Raw genomic sequence first — 20,573 nt, 5'->3', positions numbered from 1 at the left:
CGGGCCGCGGCACCTCGGTGTCCTGCGCGACCACCTCGCGCAGAACGCCGAGCAGCTGGCCCGACATCTCCTCCGCGCTGCCGAAGCGCCGCCGCGCGTCGGGGTCGATGGCGCGCCTCAGCAGCCGGCCGAACGAATCGTATTGCGCCAGTATCGGATCGTCTTCCGGTAAGCCGTCGACGTAGCGGCCTTTGCGGGTACGCAGGTCCAGTGTGAGGGCCGCGAGTGTCCGGCCGACGGTGTATATGTCGGTGGCCACCGTGGGTCCGGATCGCACGATCTCCGGCGCCTGGAAACCCGGTGTGCCGTAGAGATATCCGAACGAGTTGATCCGCGACACCGCACCGAGGTCGATCAGCTTGAGCTGCTCCTCGGTCACCATGATGTTCTCGGGTTTGAGGTCGTTGTATGCCAACCCGATCGAATGCAGGTAGCCGAGCGCGGGCAGGATCTCGAGCATGTATCCGATGGCCTGGGCCACCGGCAGCTTTTCACCCTTGGCTTCCTTGAGCGACGTCCCGCCGACGTACTCCATCACGATGTAGCCGACCGGGTTGCCGTGCTTGTCGTCGTGCTCGACGAAGTTGTAGATCTTGACGATCCCTGGGTGTGTCACCTCGGCAAGGAACTGCCGCTCGGCCATCGCGATTGCCTGCGCCTCGGCGTCCCCGGCATGCACCAGACCCTTGAGCACGACCGGCCGGTCGTTGACGTTCTTGTCGTAGGCCAGATACACCCAGCCCAGCCCGCCGTGCGCGATGCAGCCCTTGATCGCATATTGCTCGTTGACGATCTCGCCCGGGCTCAGTTGCGGCAGAAACGAATACGCGCTGCCGCAATGCGGGCACCAGCCCTCCGACAACGCTCGTCCATCGGGGGTGGAGCGCCCGACGGGCCGTCCGCAGTTCCAGCAGAACCGCTTGGACTCGGCCACCACAGGGTTGGTCATCAACGCTTCGACCGGGTCCTTGGCGGGCACCCGCGGAATCTCGACCAGCCCGCCGCCCAGTCGGCGCGTCGGCGACAACGCACGCGTCACCGTCGTGTAGTCCTGGGGTTCGGTATCGCCGGTGCCGACAGAGATGGAATCCGAATCGTCGTCGAAGTGTGGTCGGAATACCGCCTGCGTGGCCATCGGTCGCATGGTGGCCACCGAGTCCATGTCCAGATCGTCGAAGCTAGCCGGTTGTGTGCCGGGGCCGGCTTCGTCGAATTCTTCGGGCTGCACTTCTGCCATCAGTCGACATACCTCGCGACTGGAGGCGCCGGAGCGGGGCCGAGCACCGTTAACCACTTGCGGTACAGCGTGTTCCAGGTGCCGTCGCGGCGGACGCGGTCCAGCGTGCCGTTGACGAAGCGCACCAGCCCGGTGTTCTGCAGATTGACTCCGATGCCGTAGGGCTCCTCGTTGAGGCTGGGCCCGACGATGTGGAGGTAGGGATCCTGTACCACCAACCCGGCCAGGATGGAATCGTCGGTGCTGACGGCGTCTACTTGACGCTGCTGCAACGCCACCAGGCAGTCGGCCCAGGTCACCACCCCGACGATGATCGGCGGCGGCGTGATCTGCTGGATCCGCTGCAGTGACGTCGTGCCTTTCGCGACGCACACCCGCTTACCGGACAGGTCTGACGGCTGCGAGATCGTCGAGTCCCGCGCCGCCAGGATCCGCTGATTGGCGTTCAGGTAGACGGTGGAGAAGTTGACTTGCTGCTTGCGCTCGCAGGTGATGGTCATGGTCTTGACGACGACGTCGACCTGGTTGTTCTGCAGCGCGGCAATGCGATCGGCCGACGACATGATCCGGTACTCGACCTGTGAAGGTGAGCCGAAGATGTCGCGGGCGATCTCGCCGGCGATGTCGACGTCGAAACCGGTGATCTCGCCGGTGATCGGGTCGCGGAAGCTGAACAGGTTGCTGCCGATGTCGAGCCCGACGATCAGCCGGCCACGCGCCCGGATGTTGGCGACCGCGTCGTCCGCTGCGGCTTTGTTGGTGAACGGGCGCAGGCTCGCGGTGCGGTCGCAGTCGTCCTCCGACTCGACGGGAGCGCGCGCGGGCTGCGGTTTCATCTCCTCCATGCCCGCCGGTGTCGGCGGCGCGAGCGTCACGCCCGGCACCGGCATTACCGACGCCGCCTGCGCGCAACCCGTCAACACCGCTGCCGCGGCAAGCGCAACCCCCAGCTTCCGCAACATCACCGGTCGTCTGTTCTTCGCGCGAGCGCTCATCATCGGTACTCACTCAGCCTCGGCCACAACCCCAACGCCACCGCCACGGCGGCGATGACCGACAGCGCGGCGGCGCCGACGGTCGCTCCCGACAACACGCGACGAGCATTGAGGATGTCGTTGCGCAACTGGCTGCGGCTCTCCTCGATGCCCTTGCTGAGCGCCTGGTCGAGTTTGTCGAAGGCCGGCGTGGAGTCGTCCTCGCTGGTGCCCAGCGCCACCTGCGTCGCGGCCTGGTAGTTGCCAACCGCGATATAGGCGTTGATCCGGTCGTCGGCCGCCCGCCATCGCGTCAACAACTCCTCGGCGTCGGACAGATCGCTCTTGTCGATCGCGTCGTCGCGGGAGAGATAGCCCGACAACTGCTGCTGCATCATGTCGATGCGCTGGTAGTAGGACTGCTTTCGCACGTTTTCGTCACCGCGGCGGATCAACGCCAGCGTCTCGTCGGCGCGAGCCTGCTGCGCGGTGATCGCGAGATTGGTGATGGTCTTCAGCGACTGCGCCGCCGTCTCTTTCGCGCTGCGGCTGTCCGTCGTCGAGATCACCAAAGCGGTGCCAACCCACATCAGCATGATCAGAACGGCCATGCCGCCTGCGACAAAACCGATGTTGACGCGCCGACGGGTCCGGCGGGCCAGCCAGCGGTTGGCGAAGGCGCCGAACAACAGCGTCGCGAGCACCACGAGAATGACGGGCCCGGGAATCCTCGTCGACGCGGTCGTTTCGGCGTCAACGCGCGCCGAGGTCTCCTCGTAGAGCCTTTGGGCTGCGGGCAGGATCTGCGTCTGCATCAACGACGACGCCTCGGACAGATACGACGAGCCGACCGGGTTACCGGCCCGGTTGTTGGTGCGCGCCGTCTCGACCAGCCCGGTGTAGACCGACAGCTGGGCGTTGAGCCGGCCGAGCAGTTGCACCAGCGTCTCGTCGGTCAACCCGCTCGAGGCGCGGGTCACGGCGACGGACGCATCGGTGATGGCCTGCTCGTAGCGTTGCCGGACATCGCGCGGCTCGGTACCGGCGATGAACGCGGTGGCCGCCGCGGCGTCGGCCACCGACAGCGTCGTGTAGAGCTGCCCTGCCGCGAACGACAACGGCTCGGTGTGATTGAGGACTGTCGTCAGCGCCGCCTGGCGGTCGTTGATCGTCGTCGAGGTGGCAAACGCACTGGCGACGACGAGCGCGGACAGGACGACCCCGATGGTCAGGATGCGGCCAGGGGTGGTCCAGAGAAACCACCAGCGCGGGTGCGCTGGTGTCGTCGGCGACCGCGACGCCAGCGGTTCGGTCGACGGGTGCGCCAACTCCACAGTCACGTGTGAGCGGACCTCATCTATATCGGTGCTTTCCGGCTATCGTCCCGACCATTTGCAACTCTATAAAAGAATTCTAAGAGTTTCAGCGGTGGCGTGTGTGGATTCGAGGGGCACGAGTTTCGGCTGTGTTCCCTAAGCTGTGCACGTGCGTGGCGACGGTGACGGGTGGGTGGTGTCCGACACCGGCGCGGCGTTTTGGGGCAGGCACGGCGCGGCCGGTCTGCTTCTGCGCGCGCCGCGGCCCGACGGTTCGGCGGCTGTGCTGCTGCAGCACCGGGCGCCATGGAGCCACCAGGGCGGCACGTGGGGTCTGCCCGGCGGGGCGCGCGACAGCCACGAAACCCCCGAGCAGGCCGCAGTGCGCGAAGCCCACGAAGAAGCCGGTCTGACCGCCGAGCTGCTGACCGTGCGCACCACCGTGATCACCGCCGAAATTTCGGGCAGCGACGGCATTCACTGGAGCTACACCACCGTCATCGCCGATGCGCCAGAACTGCTGGAGACCGTGCCCAACCGGGAGAGTTCGGAGTTGCGCTGGGTCGCCGAGGACGAGGTGACCGAGTTGCCCCTGCACCCAGGATTCGCGGCCAGCTGGGAGAAGCTGCGATCGGTGGCGGCCTCCATCCCGCTGCTGGTCAATCGACGGACCTGAGCGTCGACTTCAGCCGTCGCGCGGCATCCTGTGGATCGTCGGCCGCGGTGATCGCCCGCACCACGACGATGCGCCGCGCGCCCGCCGCAAGCACATCCGGCAGCCGCTGCTCATCGATGCCACCGATCGCGAACCATGGCTTGTTCGTCCCCAATTCGGCCGTCGCACGGACGAGGTCCAGGCCAGGGGCGGGGCGGCCCGGTTTCGTGGGGGTCGGCCAGCAGGGGCCGACGCAGAAATAGTCGACGGCCTCTTCCGCGGCTGCTGTTACCTGGGCGCGGTCGTGGGTGGACCGCCCGATCACGGGCCCGGGGCCGATGATGTCGCGCGCGACGGCCAGCGGTAGGTCGTCCTGCCCGAGATGAAGCACGTCGGCGCCGGCCGCCAGCGCGATGTCGGCGCGGTCATTGACCGCCAGCAGTGCATCGTGGCGGCGCGCAGCGTCGGCGAGGGTGGCCAGCGCCTCCAGTTCCTGGCGTGCCTCCAGCGGACCGAAGCGTTGCTCGCCGGGTGAGCCCTTGTCGCGAAGCTGGATGATGTCGACCCCGCCGGCCAGGGCCGCGTCGGCGAATTCCGCCAGGTCACCGCGCTCACGACGGGCGTCGGTGCACAAATACAGTGACGCGGACATCAGCCGTTCACGAGGTTTGTGCACACGGCGACGGTAACGACTACCGTTAATCAGCGAACACGGGAGTCCCGGGACCGCGGACTGAGAGTGGGCACGCCTGCCTTTACCGTCACACCTGATCCGGGTCATGCCGGCGAAGGGAGGATTTCATGCCTCACGGATCACTGGCCGTCATCGGCGGCGGTGTCATCGGGCTGTCCGTCGCACGCCGGGCCGCGATGGACGGATGGACAGTCCGAGTGCACCGTCCCGGGGGGCAGGAGCGAAGCGACAGGGGGGCAGGCAGCGCGGACGAGCGTGGCGCGTCGTGGGTGGCGGGCGGCATGCTGGCCCCGCACAGCGAAGGCTGGCCCGGTGAGGAACGTCTGCTCCAGTTAGGGCTGGCGTCGCTGGCTCTGTGGCACGGCGAGTTCATGGACGGTCTGCCCGACGACGTCATCACCGCGCGCGAATCGCTGGTGGTCGCCGTCGACCGCGCCGACGCCGCCGACCTGAAGACCGTCGGCGAGTGGCTGGCTGCGCAGGGCCACCCCGTCACGCCCACCTCTGCGGCTCGCGACATCGAACCGCTGCTGGCACAAGGCATTCGGCACGGGTTCCGCGCGGAAACCGAACTGGCCGTTGACAATCGGGCAGTGGTCGAGGCGCTGGCCGCGCAGTGCGAACGGCTCGGCGTGCGATGGGCACCGCCGGTGATGGAATTGGCGGCGGTGCAGGCGGACGCCATCGTGATCGCCAACGGGATCGACGCGCCGACATTGTGGCCAGGACTGCCGATCCGTCCCGTCAAGGGTGAGGTGTTGCGGCTGCGCTGGCGGCGCGGCTGTATGCCGGTGCCGCAGCGCGTGATCCGTGCCCGGGTGCACGGACGTCAGGTGTACCTCGTGCCGCGCCACGACGGCGTCGTCGTCGGCGCCACCCAGTACGAGCACGGCCGCGACACCGCGCCGGCCGTGACTGGCGTTCGCGAGCTGCTCGACGACGCGTGCGCGGTGGTGCCTGCGCTCGGGGAGTACGAATTCGCCGAATGCGCCGCGGGTCTGCGTCCGATGACGCCGGACAACCTGCCGATCGTCGGGCGGCTCGACGAGCGCACGCTGGTGGCCGCTGGGCACGGCAGGTCGGGCTTCCTGCTCGCGCCGTGGACAGCGGAGGCCATCGTCGCGGAGCTCAACGGTGCGCCGCTGCCCGAGGCTGATTTAGTAGGTGCGCGATGAAGGTCATAGTCAACGACGAGGACGTCGAGGTCGACGACCAGACGACCGTCGCCGCGCTGCTGTCCCGGCTCGGCTTTCCGCAGAAGGGCATTGCGGTCGCGGTCGACTGGTCGGTGCTGCCGCGTTCGGAGTGGGAGACCACGTTGGCCGATGGCGCACGGGTGGAAGTGGTGACGGCGGTGCAGGGTGGCTGACGACAAGATTTCGGAGGGCAGGAGCGTTGGGCCCACGCGCGCAGCGCAGGGGACGACCCGGGAATCGAAATTGACGATCGCCGGGCGCAGCTTCGGCTCACGGCTGATTCTCGGCACCGGCGGCGCGGCGAACCTGAGCGTCCTCGAAGAGGCGCTCATCGCGTCGGGAACCGAATTGACCACGGTCGCAATGCGTCGCGTCGACACCGAGGGTGGTACCGGCGTGCTCGATCTGCTGCACCGGATCGGCATCACGCCGCTGCCCAACACCGCCGGCTGCCGCGGCGCCGCCGAAGCAGTGCTGACCGCACAGCTGGCCCGAGAGGCGCTCGGCACCGATTGGGTCAAGCTGGAGGTCATCGCCGACGAACGCACCCTACTGCCCGACGCCGTCGAATTAGTCAGGGCCGCAGAACGATTGGTTGACGACGGCTTCGTCGTGCTGCCGTACACGAACGACGACCCGGTGCTGGCCCGTCGGCTGGAGGACACCGGGTGCGCGGCGGTGATGCCGCTCGGCTCACCCATCGGCACCGGACTGGGGATCGCCAACCCGCACAACATCGAGATGATCGTCGAGCAGGCCGGGGTTCCTGTGATACTCGACGCAGGCATCGGTACGGCGAGCGACGCGGCGCTGGCGATGGAATTGGGTTGCGACGCTGTGCTGCTCGCCAGTGCCGTCACTCGCGCGGCCGACCCGCCCACGATGGCCGCGGCGATGGCCGCCGCCGTCAACGCCGGATACCTGGCCCGGCAGGCCGGCCGTATCCCGAAGCGATTCTGGGCGCAGGCGTCGAGCCCGTCGCCATGAGTCGCTATGTCGCACTGGGCAGTTCGATGGCGGCGGGACCGGGAATCCGGCCGGCGGCCGAAGGTGCCCCCTTCCGTGCGGCCCGTTCGGCGCGCAACTATCCGCACCTGGTCGCCGAGAAGCTCGGACTCGACCTCGTCGACGTCACCTACTCCGGCGCCACCACCGCCAATGTGCTCACCGACCCGCAACACGGCGCACCGCCGCAGATCGACGCGTTGGACGGCTCCGAGGAATTGGTGACGGTGACGATCGGCGGCAACGACGTCGGCTACGTGCAATTCCTTTTCGCCGCGGGGCTGCCGCGCGTAGTTCGCTCTGTGCCGCTGGTGGGTTGCCTGCTGCGGGGCCCGCTCGATCCCGCCGCCCGTGACCGTGCGCTGGTCGACGTGGCCGAATCGCTCAAACAGGTGGGTCACACGCTGCGGCGGCGCTCACCGCGGGCCAAGGTGCTGTTCGTCGACTATCTGACATTGCTGCCGCCGCCGGGCACGCCGGCGCCGCCGCTGTCGGACTCCGACCTCGCCGTCGGCCGCCACATTGCCGACACGCTGGCGCGGCTCACCGCTGATGCGGCCACAGACACCGGATGCGGGTTGGTGCGGGCCGCGGAGGCGAGCCGCGAGCATCACGCCTGGTCGGCGCAGCCCTGGACGACGAAATACGGTTTGCCTCTGCCGGGGCGAACCGCGCCGCTGCATCCCAACGCCGCGGGCATGCGGGCCGTCGCTGACCTGGTCGCCGCACAAGCGACCTGAAATCATGGGCCGATGATCGAGCTGGCTGGCCTGACAAAGGTGTTCGGCCGGACCCGCGCCGTCGACGACCTCACGTGTTCCGTCGAGCCCGGCGTTGTGACGGGCTTCCTCGGTCCCAACGGCGCGGGCAAGTCGACGACCATGCGCATGATCGTCGGGCTGGATCGGCCTACCGCGGGTACGGCAACCGTCTCGGGCAAGAAGTACCACGACCTCAAAGACCCGCTGCGCACCGTCGGCGCGTTACTCGATGCCCGGCAGGTGCACCCGAATCGGTCGGCGCGGGCGCACCTGCGGTGGATCGCGGCGACCAATCGGCTGCCGGTGAAGCGGGTGGACGAGGTGCTCAGCATGGTCGGGCTCGCCGACGTGGCTGGCAAGCGGGCGGGGACGTTTTCGCTCGGCATGGCGCAACGGCTGGGCATCGCCTCGGCCCTGTTGGGTGACCCGCCGGTGCTGCTGTTCGACGAGCCGGTCAACGGGTTGGACCCGGAGGGCATCCGTTGGATCCGCACATTGATGCGCACCTTGGCCAGCGAGGGACGCACGGTGTTCGTCTCAAGCCATCTACTGGCCGAGATGGCCCACACCGCCGACCGGCTGGTGGTGATCGGGCGGGGCAAGCTGATGGCTGCCACGACGATGGCTGACTTCCTGAGCCGTTCCGGCGTCGATTCGATACGGGTCCGCACACCGCAGATCGACCAGCTGCACGAACTATTGACGGGCGAGCGGCTCTCGGCACACCGCGACGGAAGCTTCTTGCTTGTTCGCGGCGGCTCGATGGAGCAGATCGGAGAGCTCGCGGCGCGGCACGGAATCACCCTGCACGAACTGTCGGCGCAGCAGTCATCGCTTGAGGAGGCCTATATGAACCTCACCGACGATGCCGTCGACTATCGCGCCACAGGGGCACGTCCATGACCGTGACGGCTGAGCGCATCAAGCTTCAAACCACCCGCTCACCCCTGTGGACGTCACTGGCAGTCGTCGTGGTGAGCCTTGGCTTCGCCGCGATCCAGGCGTTGACGGCGCTGCCCTTCAGCGCGATACCGCCCGAACGCGCGGCCATCGGCGTCGCGACGTTCGGGGTTCCTGTCCTGATGATGCTGTCGGCGCTGACGATCACCAGTGAACACCGCACCGGCTTGATCCGCACCACCTTCATGGCGACTCCTCGTCGAGTCCGCGTCCTTGGCGCGAAAGCTCTTGTCTGCGCGGTCTTCTCGGGCATCCTGGCCGCGATCATGACCGCTGGGTCGATCGCCTTGGTCCGGGCGATGGCCACCGGCCAGCAGGGCGAGAAGTTGTCTTTGACGCTCCCCTCGGTGTGGAGAACGGTAGGAGCCATCAGCCTTTACGCGGTGCTCGGCGCCGTACTTGCGGTCGGGCTGGGCGCGTTGGTTCGGCACAGCGCCGCGGTGGTCGCGATATTGGTGCTGCTGCCGTTCGTGGTAGAGCCGCTGCTGGGGGCCACGCCCCGAATCGGTGCCCGCATCGGGCCCTTGTTCCCGTTCGCGAACGCCTCCACTTTCACCGAGGTGCCGTGGTTGCAAACGTTCACCATGTGGTGGGGTCCGGTCGGGGCGGCGCTGTACTTCGCGAGCATCGCGGCCGCGGTGTTTGTCATGGCGGCCGTCGTGGTGAGCCGACGCGACCCGTAGCGGCGACGGTCGGCGCTAACGTAGTGGGCGATGGGGCACACAACGTTGTTGAAAATGGTGGCGCTGGCCACTGCTGTCGTCTTCGCACTGAGTGGTTGTGGTCGTGAAGTGCGGCCACAGCCCACCACGGCGCCGTCCACCACGTCCGCCGCCGTTTCAGGGCCTGCAGCGGACTTCGCGGCGAAGCTGCGGGACCTGGTGAAAGCCGACGCGATGATGGCGCACATGGCGAAGCTGCAGGAGATCGCCGACGCCAACGGCGGCAATCGCGCGCTCGGCACCAAGGGCTACGACGCCAGCGTCGACTATGTTGTGAATGCACTGCGGGACAAGGGATTCGAGGTGCAGACGCCCGAGTTCGAGGTGCGCATTCCGTACGCCGACGAGCCAGTCCTCACCGTCGGTGGGTCGAAAATCGCCGCCAGACCACTCAATTTCACGATCGGCACCCCGGACGGCGGCGTTTCCGGGCCCCTGGTTCCCGCTCGGGTGGAAGACAGCCCGGGCTGCACTGCGTCGGACTACGACGGCCTTCCCGTGACGGGCGCCATCGTTCTGGTTGACCGCGGCCAGTGCCCGTTCGGCGGCAAGCAAGCCGCAGCCGCCGAGCGTGGTGCGGTCGCTTTGATCGTCGCCAACAACGAGGACGGCGACGAGATGGGCGGAACCCTTGGCGAGGAGACCGATGTGAAGATTCCGGTCATCAGCATCACCAAGGCATCCGGCGAGCGGCTACGGGCCGATCCCGCCAACACCACGATCAAGCTTCACGCAGGTGTGCGGGTCGAACGCACGCGAAATGTCATCGCCCAGACCAAGACGGGCTCCACGTCCAACGTCGCGATGGTCGGCGCTCACCTGGACAGTGTGGCTGAGGGGCCGGGCATCAATGACAACGGTTCTGGCGTGGCGGCGGTGCTGGAAACTGCCCTGCAACTGGGCAGTTCGCCGCAGGTGAACAACGCGGTGCGGTTCGGTTTCTGGGGCGCCGAGGAATTGGGGTTGCTGGGCTCCAACGACTACGTGCAATCACTTGATGTCGAAGCGCTCAAGGACATTGCGCTCTACCTCAACTTCGACATGATCGGCTCGCCGAATCCTGGGTACTTCACCTACGACGGTGACCAGTCCGCGCCTCGGGATGAGAACAATGGCGTACCGCGAATACCCGAAGGTTCGGCCGGAATCGAACGCGCGCTTGTTGCGTACCTGCAAGGAGCTGGAAAGTCCCCTGAGGACATCAGTTTCGACGGCCGATCGGACTATGACGGTTTCACCCAGGCCGGTGTCCCTGCCGGCGGCATCTTCTCCGGCGCCGAGTCGAAAATGTCTGCCGAGCAGGCCGAGCGCTGGGACGGCAAGGCCGACGAACCGTTCGATCCCAACTACCACAAGGAGTCCGACACGTTGGAGCATGTCGATCGCGCGGCGGTGGAGATCAATGGTGGCGGGGTCGCCTACATTGTCGGCATCTACGCGATTGACCAAGGAGGTCGCAACGGTGTGCCGGTCCGTGACGACCGCACCCGCCACGTGCTCGAGTCATGATGCTGAAATGGGCCGCCGCGGTCGTCATCATCTCGGCGCTGGCGTCGTGTTCGTCTTCTGAGGCTCCTGCGCCGCAGCCGGCCGAGTTCGCCGGTGAACTGGCGGGCAAGGTGGCGGTGGACGGCATGTACACGCACCTGCGCAAGCTGCAGGAGATCGCCGATGCCAACAAGGGCAACCGATCGGACGGCACTTCCGGTTACGACGCCAGCGTCGACTACATCGCACAGATCTTGCGCGACAAGGGTTTCGACGTCCAGACGCCGGAGTTCGATAGGCTCGACCGCATGCAGGGCGGCCGCCCGACGCTCACGGCGTCCGGTCGGCCCTACCCTGTCGATCAGGCCTCGCTGCTGGTCACCACAGCGCCCGCCGGGCTGAGCGCCCTCACATTGCGACCGCAGAAGGCGTCCGGCTGCACCGCGGCCGACTACGGTTCGGTTTCGGTGAAGGGCGCGATCGCCGTAGTCGACGACACTGGGTGTTCGGTCGTCGACAAGCAGAACACGGCGGTGGCCAAGGGCGCCGTCGCGTTGCTGGTCGTCAGCGCGCCAGGAACCAACGGCAGCCCTGCGGGATTGTTCACACCGGGCTACTACGAGCAGCTCACGGTCCCCGTCGGGGTTATCGCCGACGACGCAGATGCGGCGTTGCGCCGCACCAATGCGCCTGTGCGGCTCGTCTTGGACAGCAAGGCTGTCATGGCGAAGTCCCGAAATGTGGTGGCGCAGAGCAAAACCGGCAATAGTCAAAACGTCGTTCTCGTCGGTGCCCACCTCGACAGCGTGCGCTCAAGCCCCGGTATCAACGACAACGGCTCGGGGGTGGCGGCGGTGTTGGAGACCGCTGCAGCGTTGGGGTCCGCCCCGCAGGTCACCAATGCGGTACGGTTCGCGTTCTGGGGCGCCGAGGAGAACGCTCTGGACGGGTCGACGAAGTACCTGCGCGGGCTCGAGCGTGACCAACTCGACGACATCGCGCTCTACCTGAACTTCGACATGCTCGCTTCGCCCAACCCCGGCTACTTCACCTACGACGGTGATCAGTCCGGCCAGCCCAATCCCGACATCCCGGTGCGCGCCGTGCCGGCCGGGTCGGCAGGGATCGAACGCACCCTGGCGGGATATCTCAACCTGGCAGGTATTCGCCCGGCTGACATTCCACTGGCCAAGACCACCGACTCCAGTCCGTTCTTGACCGCGGGCATCCCGATCGGCGGGTTGACCACCGGATCGTCACAGCGGAAAACCGAAGTGCAGGCGCGGCTTTGGGGTGGGCAGGCCGGCGTCGCGTTCGACCCGAACTACCACACTCCCCGCGACTCGATCGACAACATCGACCGCAAGGCGTTGTCGGTCATGGGGCCGGCCGTGGCGTATGCGGTCGGTGCTTACGCGCAGTCGGTCGAGGGCGTCAACGGCGTCCCGGCGCGGGATCAGCGGCGCCGGAGTGCGCCGTAGCGCGGCCGGGCGCGCTCAGCCCGTCGTGTCCCGCTTGCCGTTGCGGCTCGAACGCCTTTTGGCCGGACTGAGTCCGAGTGCCCGCTCCGCGAATCGCATTGCGATGTCGTATGCCATGTCGGAGTCGACTTCCGGGTCCTCGAGGGCGACCTGGATCGACAGCCCGTCGAGCAGCGCCGCGAACTCCAGTGCGAACAGCCCCATGTTCAGCTTGGCGGGGAGTTGGGCCGATTCCGGCCCGGATCGAACGGCGTTGACGATGATCCTGCGCCACCGTGCGTCAAGCTCTGCCCGGCCTGCCTTGACCTCATCGTGCCGAAAGGCCTGCGCCCACAAGTCAAACCACAAGCCCCACGCGCCAGATCCCTCGTCATAGTCCTCCGGCACGCACGTCCATTGGATCAACCGCGACAGCCGCTCCCGCAAAGACTTGACGTCGGCGAGCATCCGTTCGGCGGCATCGTAGAACGATTCCTCGGAGTAGCGCAGGGCATCCACCAGGAGCCGGTCTCGGGTCCCGAAGTAGTAGATGACGAGCGCCGAACTCACCCCCGCGCGTTTGGCGACATCGGCGATCCGGGTATCACCGAATCCGCGTTCACATATCAGCTCCGCTGCGGCACGCAGCATTTCGACGCGGCGGGCCTCGTTCTGCTCGGTGGCTGGCGCGGGTTCGGCCATGGCCTCGTTTAATTCCCCTCGGAGTCGACGCCAGGTGCTGCCAGCGTAACAGCCGAGTGGTTTGAACAATCAGTCAGGTACGGCCCTCAAGCACTGTTCGCCGTTTCGACGAAGCGCCTGTTCCTGAAGCCGAGCAGCCGCATGCCGTGATACACCAGTAGCGCGGCGATCGAACCGAGGGCGATGCCGGTGAACGTCAAATCGCCTGCCTGCCAAGTGAAGTCAGCGATTCCGATGATCAGCGGGATGGCCGCGGTCATCTGGTTCAGTGGTTTGGCGAAGTCGACGTGATTCGTCAGCCAGATGCGCACTCCGAGCACGCCGACCAGCCCGTACAGCACGATCGTCGCACCGCCAAGCACGCCAGGCGGAATCGCGGAGATTGCCGCGCCCACCTTCGGGCACAGCGACAACACGATCGCCACCGCCGCGGCAATCCAATATGCGGCTGTCGAGTAGACACGGGTGGCCGCCATGACCCCGATGTTCTCGGCATACGTCGTGGTCGCCGACCCGCCGCCGAAGCCGGCCAATGTCGTCGCCACCCCGTCGGCGGCCAGTGCGCGACCCATCACCGGATCGACGTCCGTATTGGTCATCTGGCCCACCGACTTGACGTGCCCGATGTTCTCGGCGACCAGCGCGATGACAGCCGGCAGGAACATGGGCAGCACCGCCAATGTGAACGTCGGCGTATGGAACTCCGGCAGACCGACCCACGGCGCCGCCGCGATCGCCGAGGTGTCGACATCGCCGAGAATCAGCGCCAGCACATACCCCGCGACGACCGCAAGAAAGATCGCCAGCCGGCCGATGATGCCGCGGAAGAACGCGAGCGTCGCGACCAGCAGCACCAGCGTGACGAGGCCGACGAGTGGGCCCTTCTCGAAGTTCGTCTTGGCGGCCGGCGCCAGGTTGAAACCGATGAGTGCGACGATCGCCCCGGTTACCACCGGCGGCAATGTCACGTCGATCCAGTGCGTGCCGACCAGGTGCACGACCGCGCCGATGACGATCAGCATCAGGCCGACCGCGATGATGCCGCCCAGCGCGCTGCCGGCGCCGTGCGAGGCCACTGCCGCGGTCACCGGTGCGATGACCGAGAAGCTCGACCCCAGATAGCTGGGCAGCCGGTTGCCGGTGATCAACAGGAACAACACCGTTCCGACGCCCGAGAACAGCAGCGTGGTGGCAGGCGGGAAGCCGGTGAGCACCGGCACCAAGAAGGTGGCGCCGAACATCGCCACCACATGCTGAGCGCCGAGGCCGACGGTTCGGCCCCAGCCCAACCGCTCGTCAGGCGCGACGACGAAGTCCGGGTCGGGGCGTGAGTCGACGTGTTTCCATGTCAGCGGGATCACCGTCCGACTACACACCATCACCGCGAGGAGCGCATGTTGATCCGTGACTGGGCGCCTGGCCTCGCGCACTTCCGCGGCTATGAACGGTCGTGGTTACGCGGCGACGTGATGGCCGGCGTGACGGTGGCGGCCTACATGGTGCCGCAGGTGATGGCGTATGCGACGGTGGCCGGGCTGCCGCCGGTGGTCGGGTTGTGGGCGGCGCTGGCACCGCTGGCCGTCTACGCGGTGCTGGGCTCGTCTCGGCAACTGTCCGTCGGCCCGGAGTCGACGACGGCGCTGATGACCGCGACGGCGCTGGCGCCATTGGCCGCAGGCGACCCCGCCCGTTTCGCCGCACTAGCTGCGGCGGCGGCGTTACTGGTCGGCGTGATCTGCCTCGTCGCAGGCTTGGTCCGGTTGGGTTTCCTCGCGGAGCTGCTCTCCCGGCCGGTGCTCATCGGTTACATGGCCGGCGTGGCGGCCATCATGATCGCCAGCCAGCTCGGCAAAATCAGCGGAGTCGACGTGGAGGGCGAGGAATTCCTCGATCAGTTGCGGTCCTTCATCTCTGGGCTGGATGGGATGCACTGGCCGACAATCATATTGGCCGCGTTCGTTCTCGTAGTCCTGCTTGTGCTCGCGTGGTTGGCGCCGCGGATTCCGGGGCCGCTGATCGCGATCCTCGGTGCTGCACTTGCGGTCAGCCTGCTTTCGTTGGACCGCAACGGAATCAAGGTGGTGGGCGACATACCCGCCGGATTGCCGACACCGGGGTTCACCGCGATCCCGTTGGCGGACCTGGCGGCCATGGTGATCCCGGTTGCCGGTGTCGCGATCGTCGCGTTTTCCGACAATGTGTTGACCGCCAGGACGTTCGCGGTTCGCAATGGATACGAGGTGGACGCCAACGCCGAACTCCGCGCACTGGGTGTCTGCAATATGGGTGCTGGTCTGATGCACGGCTTTCCGGTGAGTTCAAGCGGAAGCCGCACAGCACTCGGCGACGCGGTCGGCAGCCGCACGCAGCTCTACTCGGTCGTCATGCTGGCGGTCGTGCTCGTGGTGATGCTGTTCGGGCGCGGCGTGCTGGCGGCGTTTCCGAGTGCGGCGCTGGGGGCGTTGGTGGTCTACGCAGCCCTTCGGCTGGTGGACGTGCCAGAGTTCAAGCGGCTGGCCCGCTTTCGGCGCAGTGAGCTGATCCTCGCCCTGGCCACCACTGCGGCCGTGCTGGTGTTCGGTGTGCTCTACGGCGTACTTGTTGCCATCGTGCTTTCGATCCTCGACCTGCTGCGGCGCGTAGCACGGCCACACGACGCGATACAGGGATTCGTACCCGGCGTCGCAGGCATGCATGACATCGACGACTATCCGGACGCCGAATTGGAACCTGGCCTACTGGTGTACCGCTACGACGCGCCGTTGTTCTTCGCCAACGCCGAGAACTTCCGCGAACGCGCACTCGCCGCAGTCGACGAGGTCCCGGGACCCGTCGAATGGTTCGTGCTCAATGCCGAAGCCAACGTCGAGGTCGATCTGACCGCGCTAGACGCCCTTGATCAGCTGCGGTCCGAATTGGAAAGGCGCGGAATCATTTTCGGAATGGCCAGGGTGAAACAGGATCTGCGAGACGAACTCGAGGCCGCCGGCCTGCTCGACAAGATCGGTGAGGGCCGGATCTTCCCGACGCTACCTACCGCGGTCGAGGGCTACCGCAACCGGCGCACGGCGTAGGCGGCGGCGGACGCGTTGAGCCTGTAGTTATCGTGCTGTCTACTCGCACTTCTCCTCGATAACTACAGCTTCAAAGAGGATGCGAAGACTAGCGACTGCGACGAAGCCAGAACGCGGCGGCGCCGACCGCCACGACGGCGGCGCCTACCAGTACCGAGCTGAGCGGCAGCGAGAACGCCAGCAGCAGGCAGCCTGCCAAGCCGAGCCCCGGTATCACCCTGCCGCGCAGCGCTTGATGTCGCCGGCCTTCCGGCTCCAACGTCCATGCCGATGCATTGGCGATCGCGTAGTACAGCAGCACAGCGAACGACGAGAAGCCGATCGCGCCACGGACATCCACCACTGCGGCAACCGCGGCGACGACGACTCCGACCACGACCTCGGCGCGGTGCGGTGTCTTGAACCGCGGATGCACGGCGGCCAGCGCGTGGGGCAGATGCCGGTCGCGAGCCATTGCCAGCGTGGTGCGCGAGACACCGAGGATTAGCGCAAGCAGCGAACCGAGCGCTGCTACCGCGGCGCCTACGCGAACCACAGGTTCAAGGGCGGGAAAACCGGCCGCCCTTACCGCATCGGCAAGCGGCGCCGTCGCTGAACCCAAAGCGGCGCTGCCTAATTCGCTGAGCACCGCGATCGCGACCACCGCGTATACGACCAACGTGATGCCCAGTGCGATGGGGATGGCACGCGGAATGGTGCGTGCGGGATCGCGCACTTCCTCACCAAGAGTGGCGATGCGTGCGTAGCCTGCGAACGCGAAGAACAGCAGGCCCGCGGCTTGCAGCACTCCGCCGATGGATACATCGTCGCCCAACGCCAGCCGGGAGCCGTCGACGTCACCGAAGCCCAGGATCACGACCACCACCGCCGCGAGCACCGCCAACACGAGCGCCACGATGACGCGGGTCAGCAGCGCGGACTTCTGGATGCCCGCATAGTTCACCGCCGTCAACGCCACCACCGCCGCAACCGCGATCGCGTGCGCCCAGTCCGGGTACACGTAGTAGCCGACAGTCAGCGCCATCGCCGCGCACGACGCCGTCTTGCCGACGACGAAGCTCCATCCCGCGGTGTAGCCCCAGAATTTGCCAAGCCGTTCGCGGCCGTACACATAGGTGCCACCGGACTCGGGGTACAGCGCGGCCAGTCGCGCCGAAGACGTTGCGTTGCAATACGCGACGACTGCGGCGACCGCAAGGCCGATGAGTAGGCCTGTTCCTGCCGCAGCGGCCGCTGGAGCCAAGGCCACGAAGATGCCGGCGCCGATCATCGAGCCCAGCCCGATCGTTACGGCATCGAAGGTTCCGAGCCGCCGTTGCAGTGCGGGCCCATCGGGCTGACTCACCCGGCGATGGTATGTCAGGCGGCTCGGTCTTCGCCGAACACCGATTCGCGGCCCCAGACGGTGGCCGCCACGAGAACCGCACCTGTCAGCACGATCGACCCTATGGCCACCATTGGAATCGCCCAGATCCTGCGCAGCATCAGTGCAGTGCCGCATTGATCGACGTAGTTACCGCCGTTGGCCTCAGCAGCCTGGGTCAGGTCCGAGCTGAAACCGGTACCGCATTTGATCTGCCATCCCCACTGGTCGTAGGCGTCGATGAAGACCGGAAAGTTCAGCGCCAAGAGCCCGACGACAACGAGCACGACGCTGAGGACGCCGACGTAAAAGGCGCGGTGGTGGTAATGGTGCAATCGTTCCCCCGTTCAGATCAGAGCCGTGCAAGGCGCCGAACACTGGCATTATGTTAATGGCGATTCTTGCGGGCGCGAGCACTTTCTTCCGATTTTTCAATCGAAGTGGGCAGCTATGTGTGACGGCGGTCCGTTATGGTGTTCGCCATGGCGCGCGCCCGGCTCACCAGCGGTGACGCTGTTCGGCGCCGTCCAAAGGATCGTAAGGCGCAGATCTCGCAGGCGTCGGCGGAGGCGTTCAGCGCGCTCGGCTACTACGGCGTCAGCATGGAGGCGATCGCGTCGCGCGTCGGGATCTCTGCGACCGCGCTGTACCGCCACTACTCGAGCAAGTACGAGCTGTTCCGGGACGCGGTGCTCAGCCTGGGCCAGCAGTTGGTGGAGTGCACGGCGTTCGTCGACGACACCGCGACCGGCGATCCGGAACAGACGCTGCACCGACTGGTGGCTGCACTCGTCGACACCGCGATGGCCAACCGCGAGTCGGGCGGACTCTACCGCTGGGAAGGCCGTTACCTGCGCGGCGATGACCAGGCGACGCTGATTGCGCAGATGCGCACCGTCCACCGCCGGATTCAGCGGCCGCTACGCCAGATTCGACCGGAGCTGACGTCGCGGCAACGCTGGACACTATCGACGGCGGTGCTTTCCGTCATCGGCAGCATCGTCGATCACCGTGCCAAGCTGCCGGCCATCCAGGTCCGCGCATTGCTCGCCGAGCTCGCCCACGCGGTGCTGGTCGCCGAGTTGCCTGATGCCGAGGACACCGTCGAGGATCGGACGCCGTCCGGCAGTGCCGTCGTCGAAACACCCAAGTACGAAGCGCTGCTGAACGAATCGATGCGGTTGTTCAACATGAAGGGGTATCGCGACACCAGCATGGAGGACATCGCCACGGCGGTGGGCATGCCGGCATCGGGCATCTACAAGTACTTCTCCGGTAAGAGCGACATCCTCGCGGCCGCGTTCCGGCGGGCCGCCGACCGGTTGTCGGCCGAGCTGTCGACGATCGTGAACACCGTGCCCGATCACGTCGACGCGCTCACTACGGTGATCGACGCATACGTGACGAGATCGTTCGACCAGCCGGAACTGGACTACGTGTACTACACCGAACGGCTCAATATGGCGCAGGCGGACCAGAAAATCCTGCAGAACCTGCAGAGGTCCACCGTGGAGTCATGGGTGGAGCTGGTTTTGTCTGTCCGGCCGGAGTGGACGCCGGGGCAGGCGCGGTTCGCTGTGCACGCGGCGATGTCGCTGGTGATCGATATCGGCCGGCTGATGCGTTATCAGAACTCGCCGCACAGCCGAGCGACGGTGCAACGGCTGCTGGATCTGACGCTGCTTGGCCGCTATCGGTTGCGCGCTACGTTGCCGGCCAGGTAGGCCAGATAGCCGATCGTGCCGACAACGGCCAGCGGCCTGGTCTGCCGCGCCGAAAGTCCCAGTCCCAGAGCGGTTTCGATGCCACCGTTGACGTAGAGATGCTGGCGGCTGTTGCGCGGGAACGCCTGCTTGGTGATCGAGTCGAACAGCTGTGGACTGGTGAAGTGCGCCAGCCCGACGCCCGCGACGGCCAGGCCGGCGAACTTGGCAGCACGCGAACTCTTCCTCGATTTAGTCGGCACAGCTGTTGGATCCTCTCGATCACGCAATCTGGTAGTCGCTCAACGGGAATTCGGATGCTTCTTTGATCGCCATGGCGGTCGACATCGGCCGTAAAAGGGTCGGCTCACCTTGAGGATTGAAATAGTACGACCGCGACGTCGCGCAGTTGCCGATCGTCCACAGCGAATCGCCGAGCAGTTCGGTCATCCGGTCCCGGTAGGCCGTATTGGCGTCTTCGGTGACCTCGAAGGTGGTGGCACCGCGCCGCTTCACCTCACCGAACAACCGGTCCATGTGCCGCATTTGGTATTCCATGGTGTTGAAGAAGTTCAACCCGAGGAATGCGAACGGACTGGCGAGGCTCAGGTAGTTCGGGAAATACGGCATGGCCACACCCTGGTAGGCCTGGAATCGGGTCTCGCGCCACCACTTTCCGAGGTTGCGGCCCTCGCGGCCGATCACCTCGATAGCCGGGAAGTTGGCCTCCCACAGGTCGAATCCGGTGGCCAGCACCAAGGTGTCGATGACGGTCTTCGAGCCATCGGCGTTGACAATGCCGTCTGCCACGATGCGCTCGATGCCCTCGGTCTGCAGATGCACGTGCGGTTTTGTGAACGCGCGGTAGTAGCCGTTGGAGAATGTGGGCCGCTTGCAACCGAAGTCGTAATCCGGGGTCAACCTGCGGCGCAACTCCTTGTCGCGGATCGACGCGAAGCGGTGAATCTTCGACAGGTCCGCCGCGGCGATGTTCAGCCGGCGGAAGTGCCGGTGGTGAATGATCGCGGTGTTGATCATGACTTCGTAGATCGAATCGGTCAGCCAGCGAATTGCGCGCTGTGTCAAAGGGATACGGGCGAACAGCCGCTTGGCCCGCTCGCCGAATCGCAGGTCGATCTTGGGTACCACCCAGATCGGGGTGCGCTGGTAGACGGTGAGTTCTCCGACCGTCTTGGTCAGTTCCGGGATGAGCTGCACCGCGGTGGCGCCGGTGCCGATGACGGCCACCTTGCGGCCTTCGAG

Annotated in this window: 21 protein-coding genes; 11 read left to right on the top strand and 10 right to left on the bottom strand. The window is 66.4% G+C overall.

All coding sequences use genetic code 11. The features are described from left to right. The 3 genes from VFH65_RS15205 to glnX all read right to left on the bottom strand — a co-directional run. On the bottom strand, positions 1 to 1,237 hold a 1,237-nt coding region (locus VFH65_RS15205), incomplete at its 3' end, for a serine/threonine protein kinase (RefSeq protein WP_353322528.1). Then, positions 1,237 to 2,232, bottom strand: coding sequence for a glutamate ABC transporter substrate-binding protein (locus VFH65_RS15200; protein ID WP_353322531.1), 996 nt, complete (start codon positions 2,230 to 2,232; stop codon positions 1,237 to 1,239). The genes VFH65_RS15200 and VFH65_RS15205, both read right to left, overlap by 1 nt. Continuing rightward, positions 2,232 to 3,551 carry a protein kinase G-activating protein GlnX gene (glnX, locus tag VFH65_RS15195; RefSeq protein WP_353322527.1) on the bottom strand — a complete coding sequence of 440 codons (1,320 nt, stop codon included), beginning with the start codon at positions 3,549 to 3,551 and terminating at the stop codon, positions 2,232 to 2,234. The genes VFH65_RS15200 and glnX overlap by 1 nt, the downstream gene beginning before the upstream one ends. Positions 3,552 to 3,696: 145 nt before the next feature. Between glnX and VFH65_RS15190 the strand changes: the two genes are divergently transcribed. After that, positions 3,697 to 4,203: an NUDIX hydrolase gene (locus VFH65_RS15190; protein WP_353322526.1), complete on the top strand. Its 507-nt coding sequence runs from the start codon at positions 3,697 to 3,699 to the stop codon at positions 4,201 to 4,203. On the opposite strand, the gene thiE is transcribed toward VFH65_RS15190, so the two are convergent. Beyond that, on the bottom strand, positions 4,187 to 4,834 hold the full coding sequence (thiE, locus tag VFH65_RS15185) for a thiamine phosphate synthase (RefSeq protein WP_353322530.1): 648 nt from the start codon (positions 4,832 to 4,834) through the stop codon (positions 4,187 to 4,189). The two genes, VFH65_RS15190 and thiE, sit on opposite strands and share 17 nt — an antisense overlap. 149 nt (positions 4,835 to 4,983) lie before the next feature. Here thiE and thiO point away from each other — a divergent pair, with 149 nt between their 5' ends. From thiO to VFH65_RS15145, 8 genes are read left to right on the top strand one after another with little or no spacing between them, the layout of a single operon-like run. Next, positions 4,984 to 6,051, top strand: coding sequence for a glycine oxidase ThiO (thiO, locus tag VFH65_RS15180; RefSeq protein ID WP_353322525.1), 1,068 nt, complete (start codon positions 4,984 to 4,986; stop codon positions 6,049 to 6,051). Continuing rightward, positions 6,048 to 6,245, top strand: a complete 198-nt coding sequence (gene thiS / locus VFH65_RS15175) for a sulfur carrier protein ThiS (RefSeq protein WP_353322524.1) — start codon at positions 6,048 to 6,050, stop codon at positions 6,243 to 6,245. The genes thiO and thiS overlap by 4 nt, the downstream gene beginning before the upstream one ends. A gap of 7 nt (positions 6,246 to 6,252) precedes the next feature. Further along, positions 6,253 to 7,059, top strand: coding sequence for a thiazole synthase (locus VFH65_RS15170; RefSeq protein ID WP_353322529.1), 807 nt, complete (start codon positions 6,253 to 6,255; stop codon positions 7,057 to 7,059). Beyond that, complete coding sequence (locus tag VFH65_RS15165) at positions 7,056 to 7,817, top strand: SGNH/GDSL hydrolase family protein (protein ID WP_353322522.1); 762 nt, start codon at positions 7,056 to 7,058, stop codon at positions 7,815 to 7,817. The genes VFH65_RS15170 and VFH65_RS15165 overlap by 4 nt, the downstream gene beginning before the upstream one ends. 12 nt (positions 7,818 to 7,829) lie before the next feature. Then, on the top strand, positions 7,830 to 8,741 hold the full coding sequence (locus VFH65_RS15160) for an ABC transporter ATP-binding protein (protein ID WP_353322521.1): 912 nt from the start codon (positions 7,830 to 7,832) through the stop codon (positions 8,739 to 8,741). Beyond that, positions 8,738 to 9,481 (top strand): ABC transporter permease, encoded by a 744-nt coding sequence (locus tag VFH65_RS15155; protein WP_353322520.1) that lies wholly within the window; start codon positions 8,738 to 8,740, stop codon positions 9,479 to 9,481. Before VFH65_RS15160 ends, VFH65_RS15155 begins: the two co-directional genes overlap by 4 nt. A gap of 30 nt (positions 9,482 to 9,511) precedes the next feature. Continuing rightward, entirely contained in the window at positions 9,512 to 11,029 is a 1,518-nt protein-coding gene (locus tag VFH65_RS15150; RefSeq protein ID WP_353322519.1) for a M28 family metallopeptidase, read from the top strand. Beyond that, positions 11,029 to 12,489 (top strand): M28 family peptidase, encoded by a 1,461-nt coding sequence (locus VFH65_RS15145; protein ID WP_414688429.1) that lies wholly within the window; start codon positions 11,029 to 11,031, stop codon positions 12,487 to 12,489. The genes VFH65_RS15150 and VFH65_RS15145 overlap by 1 nt, the downstream gene beginning before the upstream one ends. A 15-nt stretch (positions 12,490 to 12,504) precedes the next feature. Here the strand turns inward: VFH65_RS15145 and VFH65_RS15140 are convergent, their stop codons facing one another. Together VFH65_RS15140 and VFH65_RS15135 are read right to left on the bottom strand one after the other, a co-directional pair. Next, positions 12,505 to 13,170, bottom strand: a complete 666-nt coding sequence (locus VFH65_RS15140; protein WP_353322517.1) for a TetR/AcrR family transcriptional regulator — start codon at positions 13,168 to 13,170, stop codon at positions 12,505 to 12,507. 86 nt (positions 13,171 to 13,256) lie between these two features. Beyond that, entirely contained in the window at positions 13,257 to 14,531 is a 1,275-nt protein-coding gene (locus VFH65_RS15135; protein WP_353322515.1) for a uracil-xanthine permease family protein, read from the bottom strand. A 33-nt stretch (positions 14,532 to 14,564) separates the two neighbouring features. Between VFH65_RS15135 and VFH65_RS15130 the strand changes: the two genes are divergently transcribed. Further along, on the top strand, positions 14,565 to 16,244 hold the full coding sequence (locus tag VFH65_RS15130) for a SulP family inorganic anion transporter (protein ID WP_353322514.1): 1,680 nt from the start codon (positions 14,565 to 14,567) through the stop codon (positions 16,242 to 16,244). 88 nt (positions 16,245 to 16,332) lie between these two features. On the opposite strand, the gene VFH65_RS15125 is transcribed toward VFH65_RS15130, so the two are convergent. Together VFH65_RS15125 and VFH65_RS15120 are read right to left on the bottom strand one after the other, a co-directional pair. Next, positions 16,333 to 17,589 (bottom strand): APC family permease, encoded by a 1,257-nt coding sequence (locus tag VFH65_RS15125; RefSeq protein ID WP_353322512.1) that lies wholly within the window; start codon positions 17,587 to 17,589, stop codon positions 16,333 to 16,335. Positions 17,590 to 17,603: 14 nt separating this feature from the next. Further along, complete coding sequence (locus tag VFH65_RS15120; RefSeq protein WP_353322510.1) at positions 17,604 to 17,942, bottom strand: hypothetical protein; 339 nt, start codon at positions 17,940 to 17,942, stop codon at positions 17,604 to 17,606. A 147-nt stretch (positions 17,943 to 18,089) separates the two neighbouring features. On the opposite strand from VFH65_RS15120, the gene VFH65_RS15115 reads away from it, so the two are divergent. Further along, positions 18,090 to 19,331: a TetR/AcrR family transcriptional regulator gene (locus VFH65_RS15115; protein ID WP_353322508.1), complete on the top strand. Its 1,242-nt coding sequence runs from the start codon at positions 18,090 to 18,092 to the stop codon at positions 19,329 to 19,331. On the opposite strand, the gene VFH65_RS15110 is transcribed toward VFH65_RS15115, so the two are convergent. Continuing rightward, positions 19,298 to 19,573: a hypothetical protein gene (locus VFH65_RS15110; protein ID WP_353322506.1), complete on the bottom strand. Its 276-nt coding sequence runs from the start codon at positions 19,571 to 19,573 to the stop codon at positions 19,298 to 19,300. The two genes, VFH65_RS15115 and VFH65_RS15110, sit on opposite strands and share 34 nt — an antisense overlap. A 19-nt stretch (positions 19,574 to 19,592) precedes the next feature. Continuing rightward, on the bottom strand, positions 19,593 to 20,573 hold a 981-nt coding region (locus tag VFH65_RS15105), incomplete at its 5' end, for a flavin-containing monooxygenase (protein ID WP_353322505.1).

The organism is Mycobacterium sp. (assembly GCF_035697385.1).
In the GTDB taxonomy this organism is placed as follows: Bacteria; Actinomycetota; Actinomycetes; order Mycobacteriales; family Mycobacteriaceae; genus Mycobacterium.
This window is presented reverse-complemented; position numbering and strand designations above follow the sequence as displayed.

What these genes read in the sequence shown, in the direction of transcription:
- VFH65_RS15130 (WP_353322514.1), top strand. Translation starts at nt 14,565, where the DNA reads ATGTTGATCCGTGACTGGGCGCCTGGCCTCGCGCACTTCCGCGGCTAT.
- VFH65_RS15155 (WP_353322520.1), top strand. Translation starts at nt 8,738, where the DNA reads ATGACCGTGACGGCTGAGCGCATCAAGCTTCAAACCACCCGCTCACCC.
- thiS (WP_353322524.1), top strand. Translation starts at nt 6,048, where the DNA reads ATGAAGGTCATAGTCAACGACGAGGACGTCGAGGTCGACGACCAGACG.
- thiE (WP_353322530.1), bottom strand. Translation starts at nt 4,834, where the DNA reads ATGTCCGCGTCACTGTATTTGTGCACCGACGCCCGTCGTGAGCGCGGT.
- VFH65_RS15165 (WP_353322522.1), top strand. Translation starts at nt 7,056, where the DNA reads ATGAGTCGCTATGTCGCACTGGGCAGTTCGATGGCGGCGGGACCGGGA.
- VFH65_RS15200 (WP_353322531.1), bottom strand. Translation starts at nt 2,232, where the DNA reads ATGAGCGCTCGCGCGAAGAACAGACGACCGGTGATGTTGCGGAAGCTG.
- VFH65_RS15160 (WP_353322521.1), top strand. Translation starts at nt 7,830, where the DNA reads ATGATCGAGCTGGCTGGCCTGACAAAGGTGTTCGGCCGGACCCGCGCC.
- VFH65_RS15115 (WP_353322508.1), top strand. Translation starts at nt 18,090, where the DNA reads ATGGCGCGCGCCCGGCTCACCAGCGGTGACGCTGTTCGGCGCCGTCCA.
- VFH65_RS15140 (WP_353322517.1), bottom strand. Translation starts at nt 13,170, where the DNA reads ATGGCCGAACCCGCGCCAGCCACCGAGCAGAACGAGGCCCGCCGCGTC.
- VFH65_RS15145 (WP_414688429.1), top strand. Translation starts at nt 11,029, where the DNA reads ATGCTGAAATGGGCCGCCGCGGTCGTCATCATCTCGGCGCTGGCGTCG.
- VFH65_RS15150 (WP_353322519.1), top strand. Translation starts at nt 9,512, where the DNA reads ATGGGGCACACAACGTTGTTGAAAATGGTGGCGCTGGCCACTGCTGTC.
- thiO (WP_353322525.1), top strand. Translation starts at nt 4,984, where the DNA reads ATGCCTCACGGATCACTGGCCGTCATCGGCGGCGGTGTCATCGGGCTG.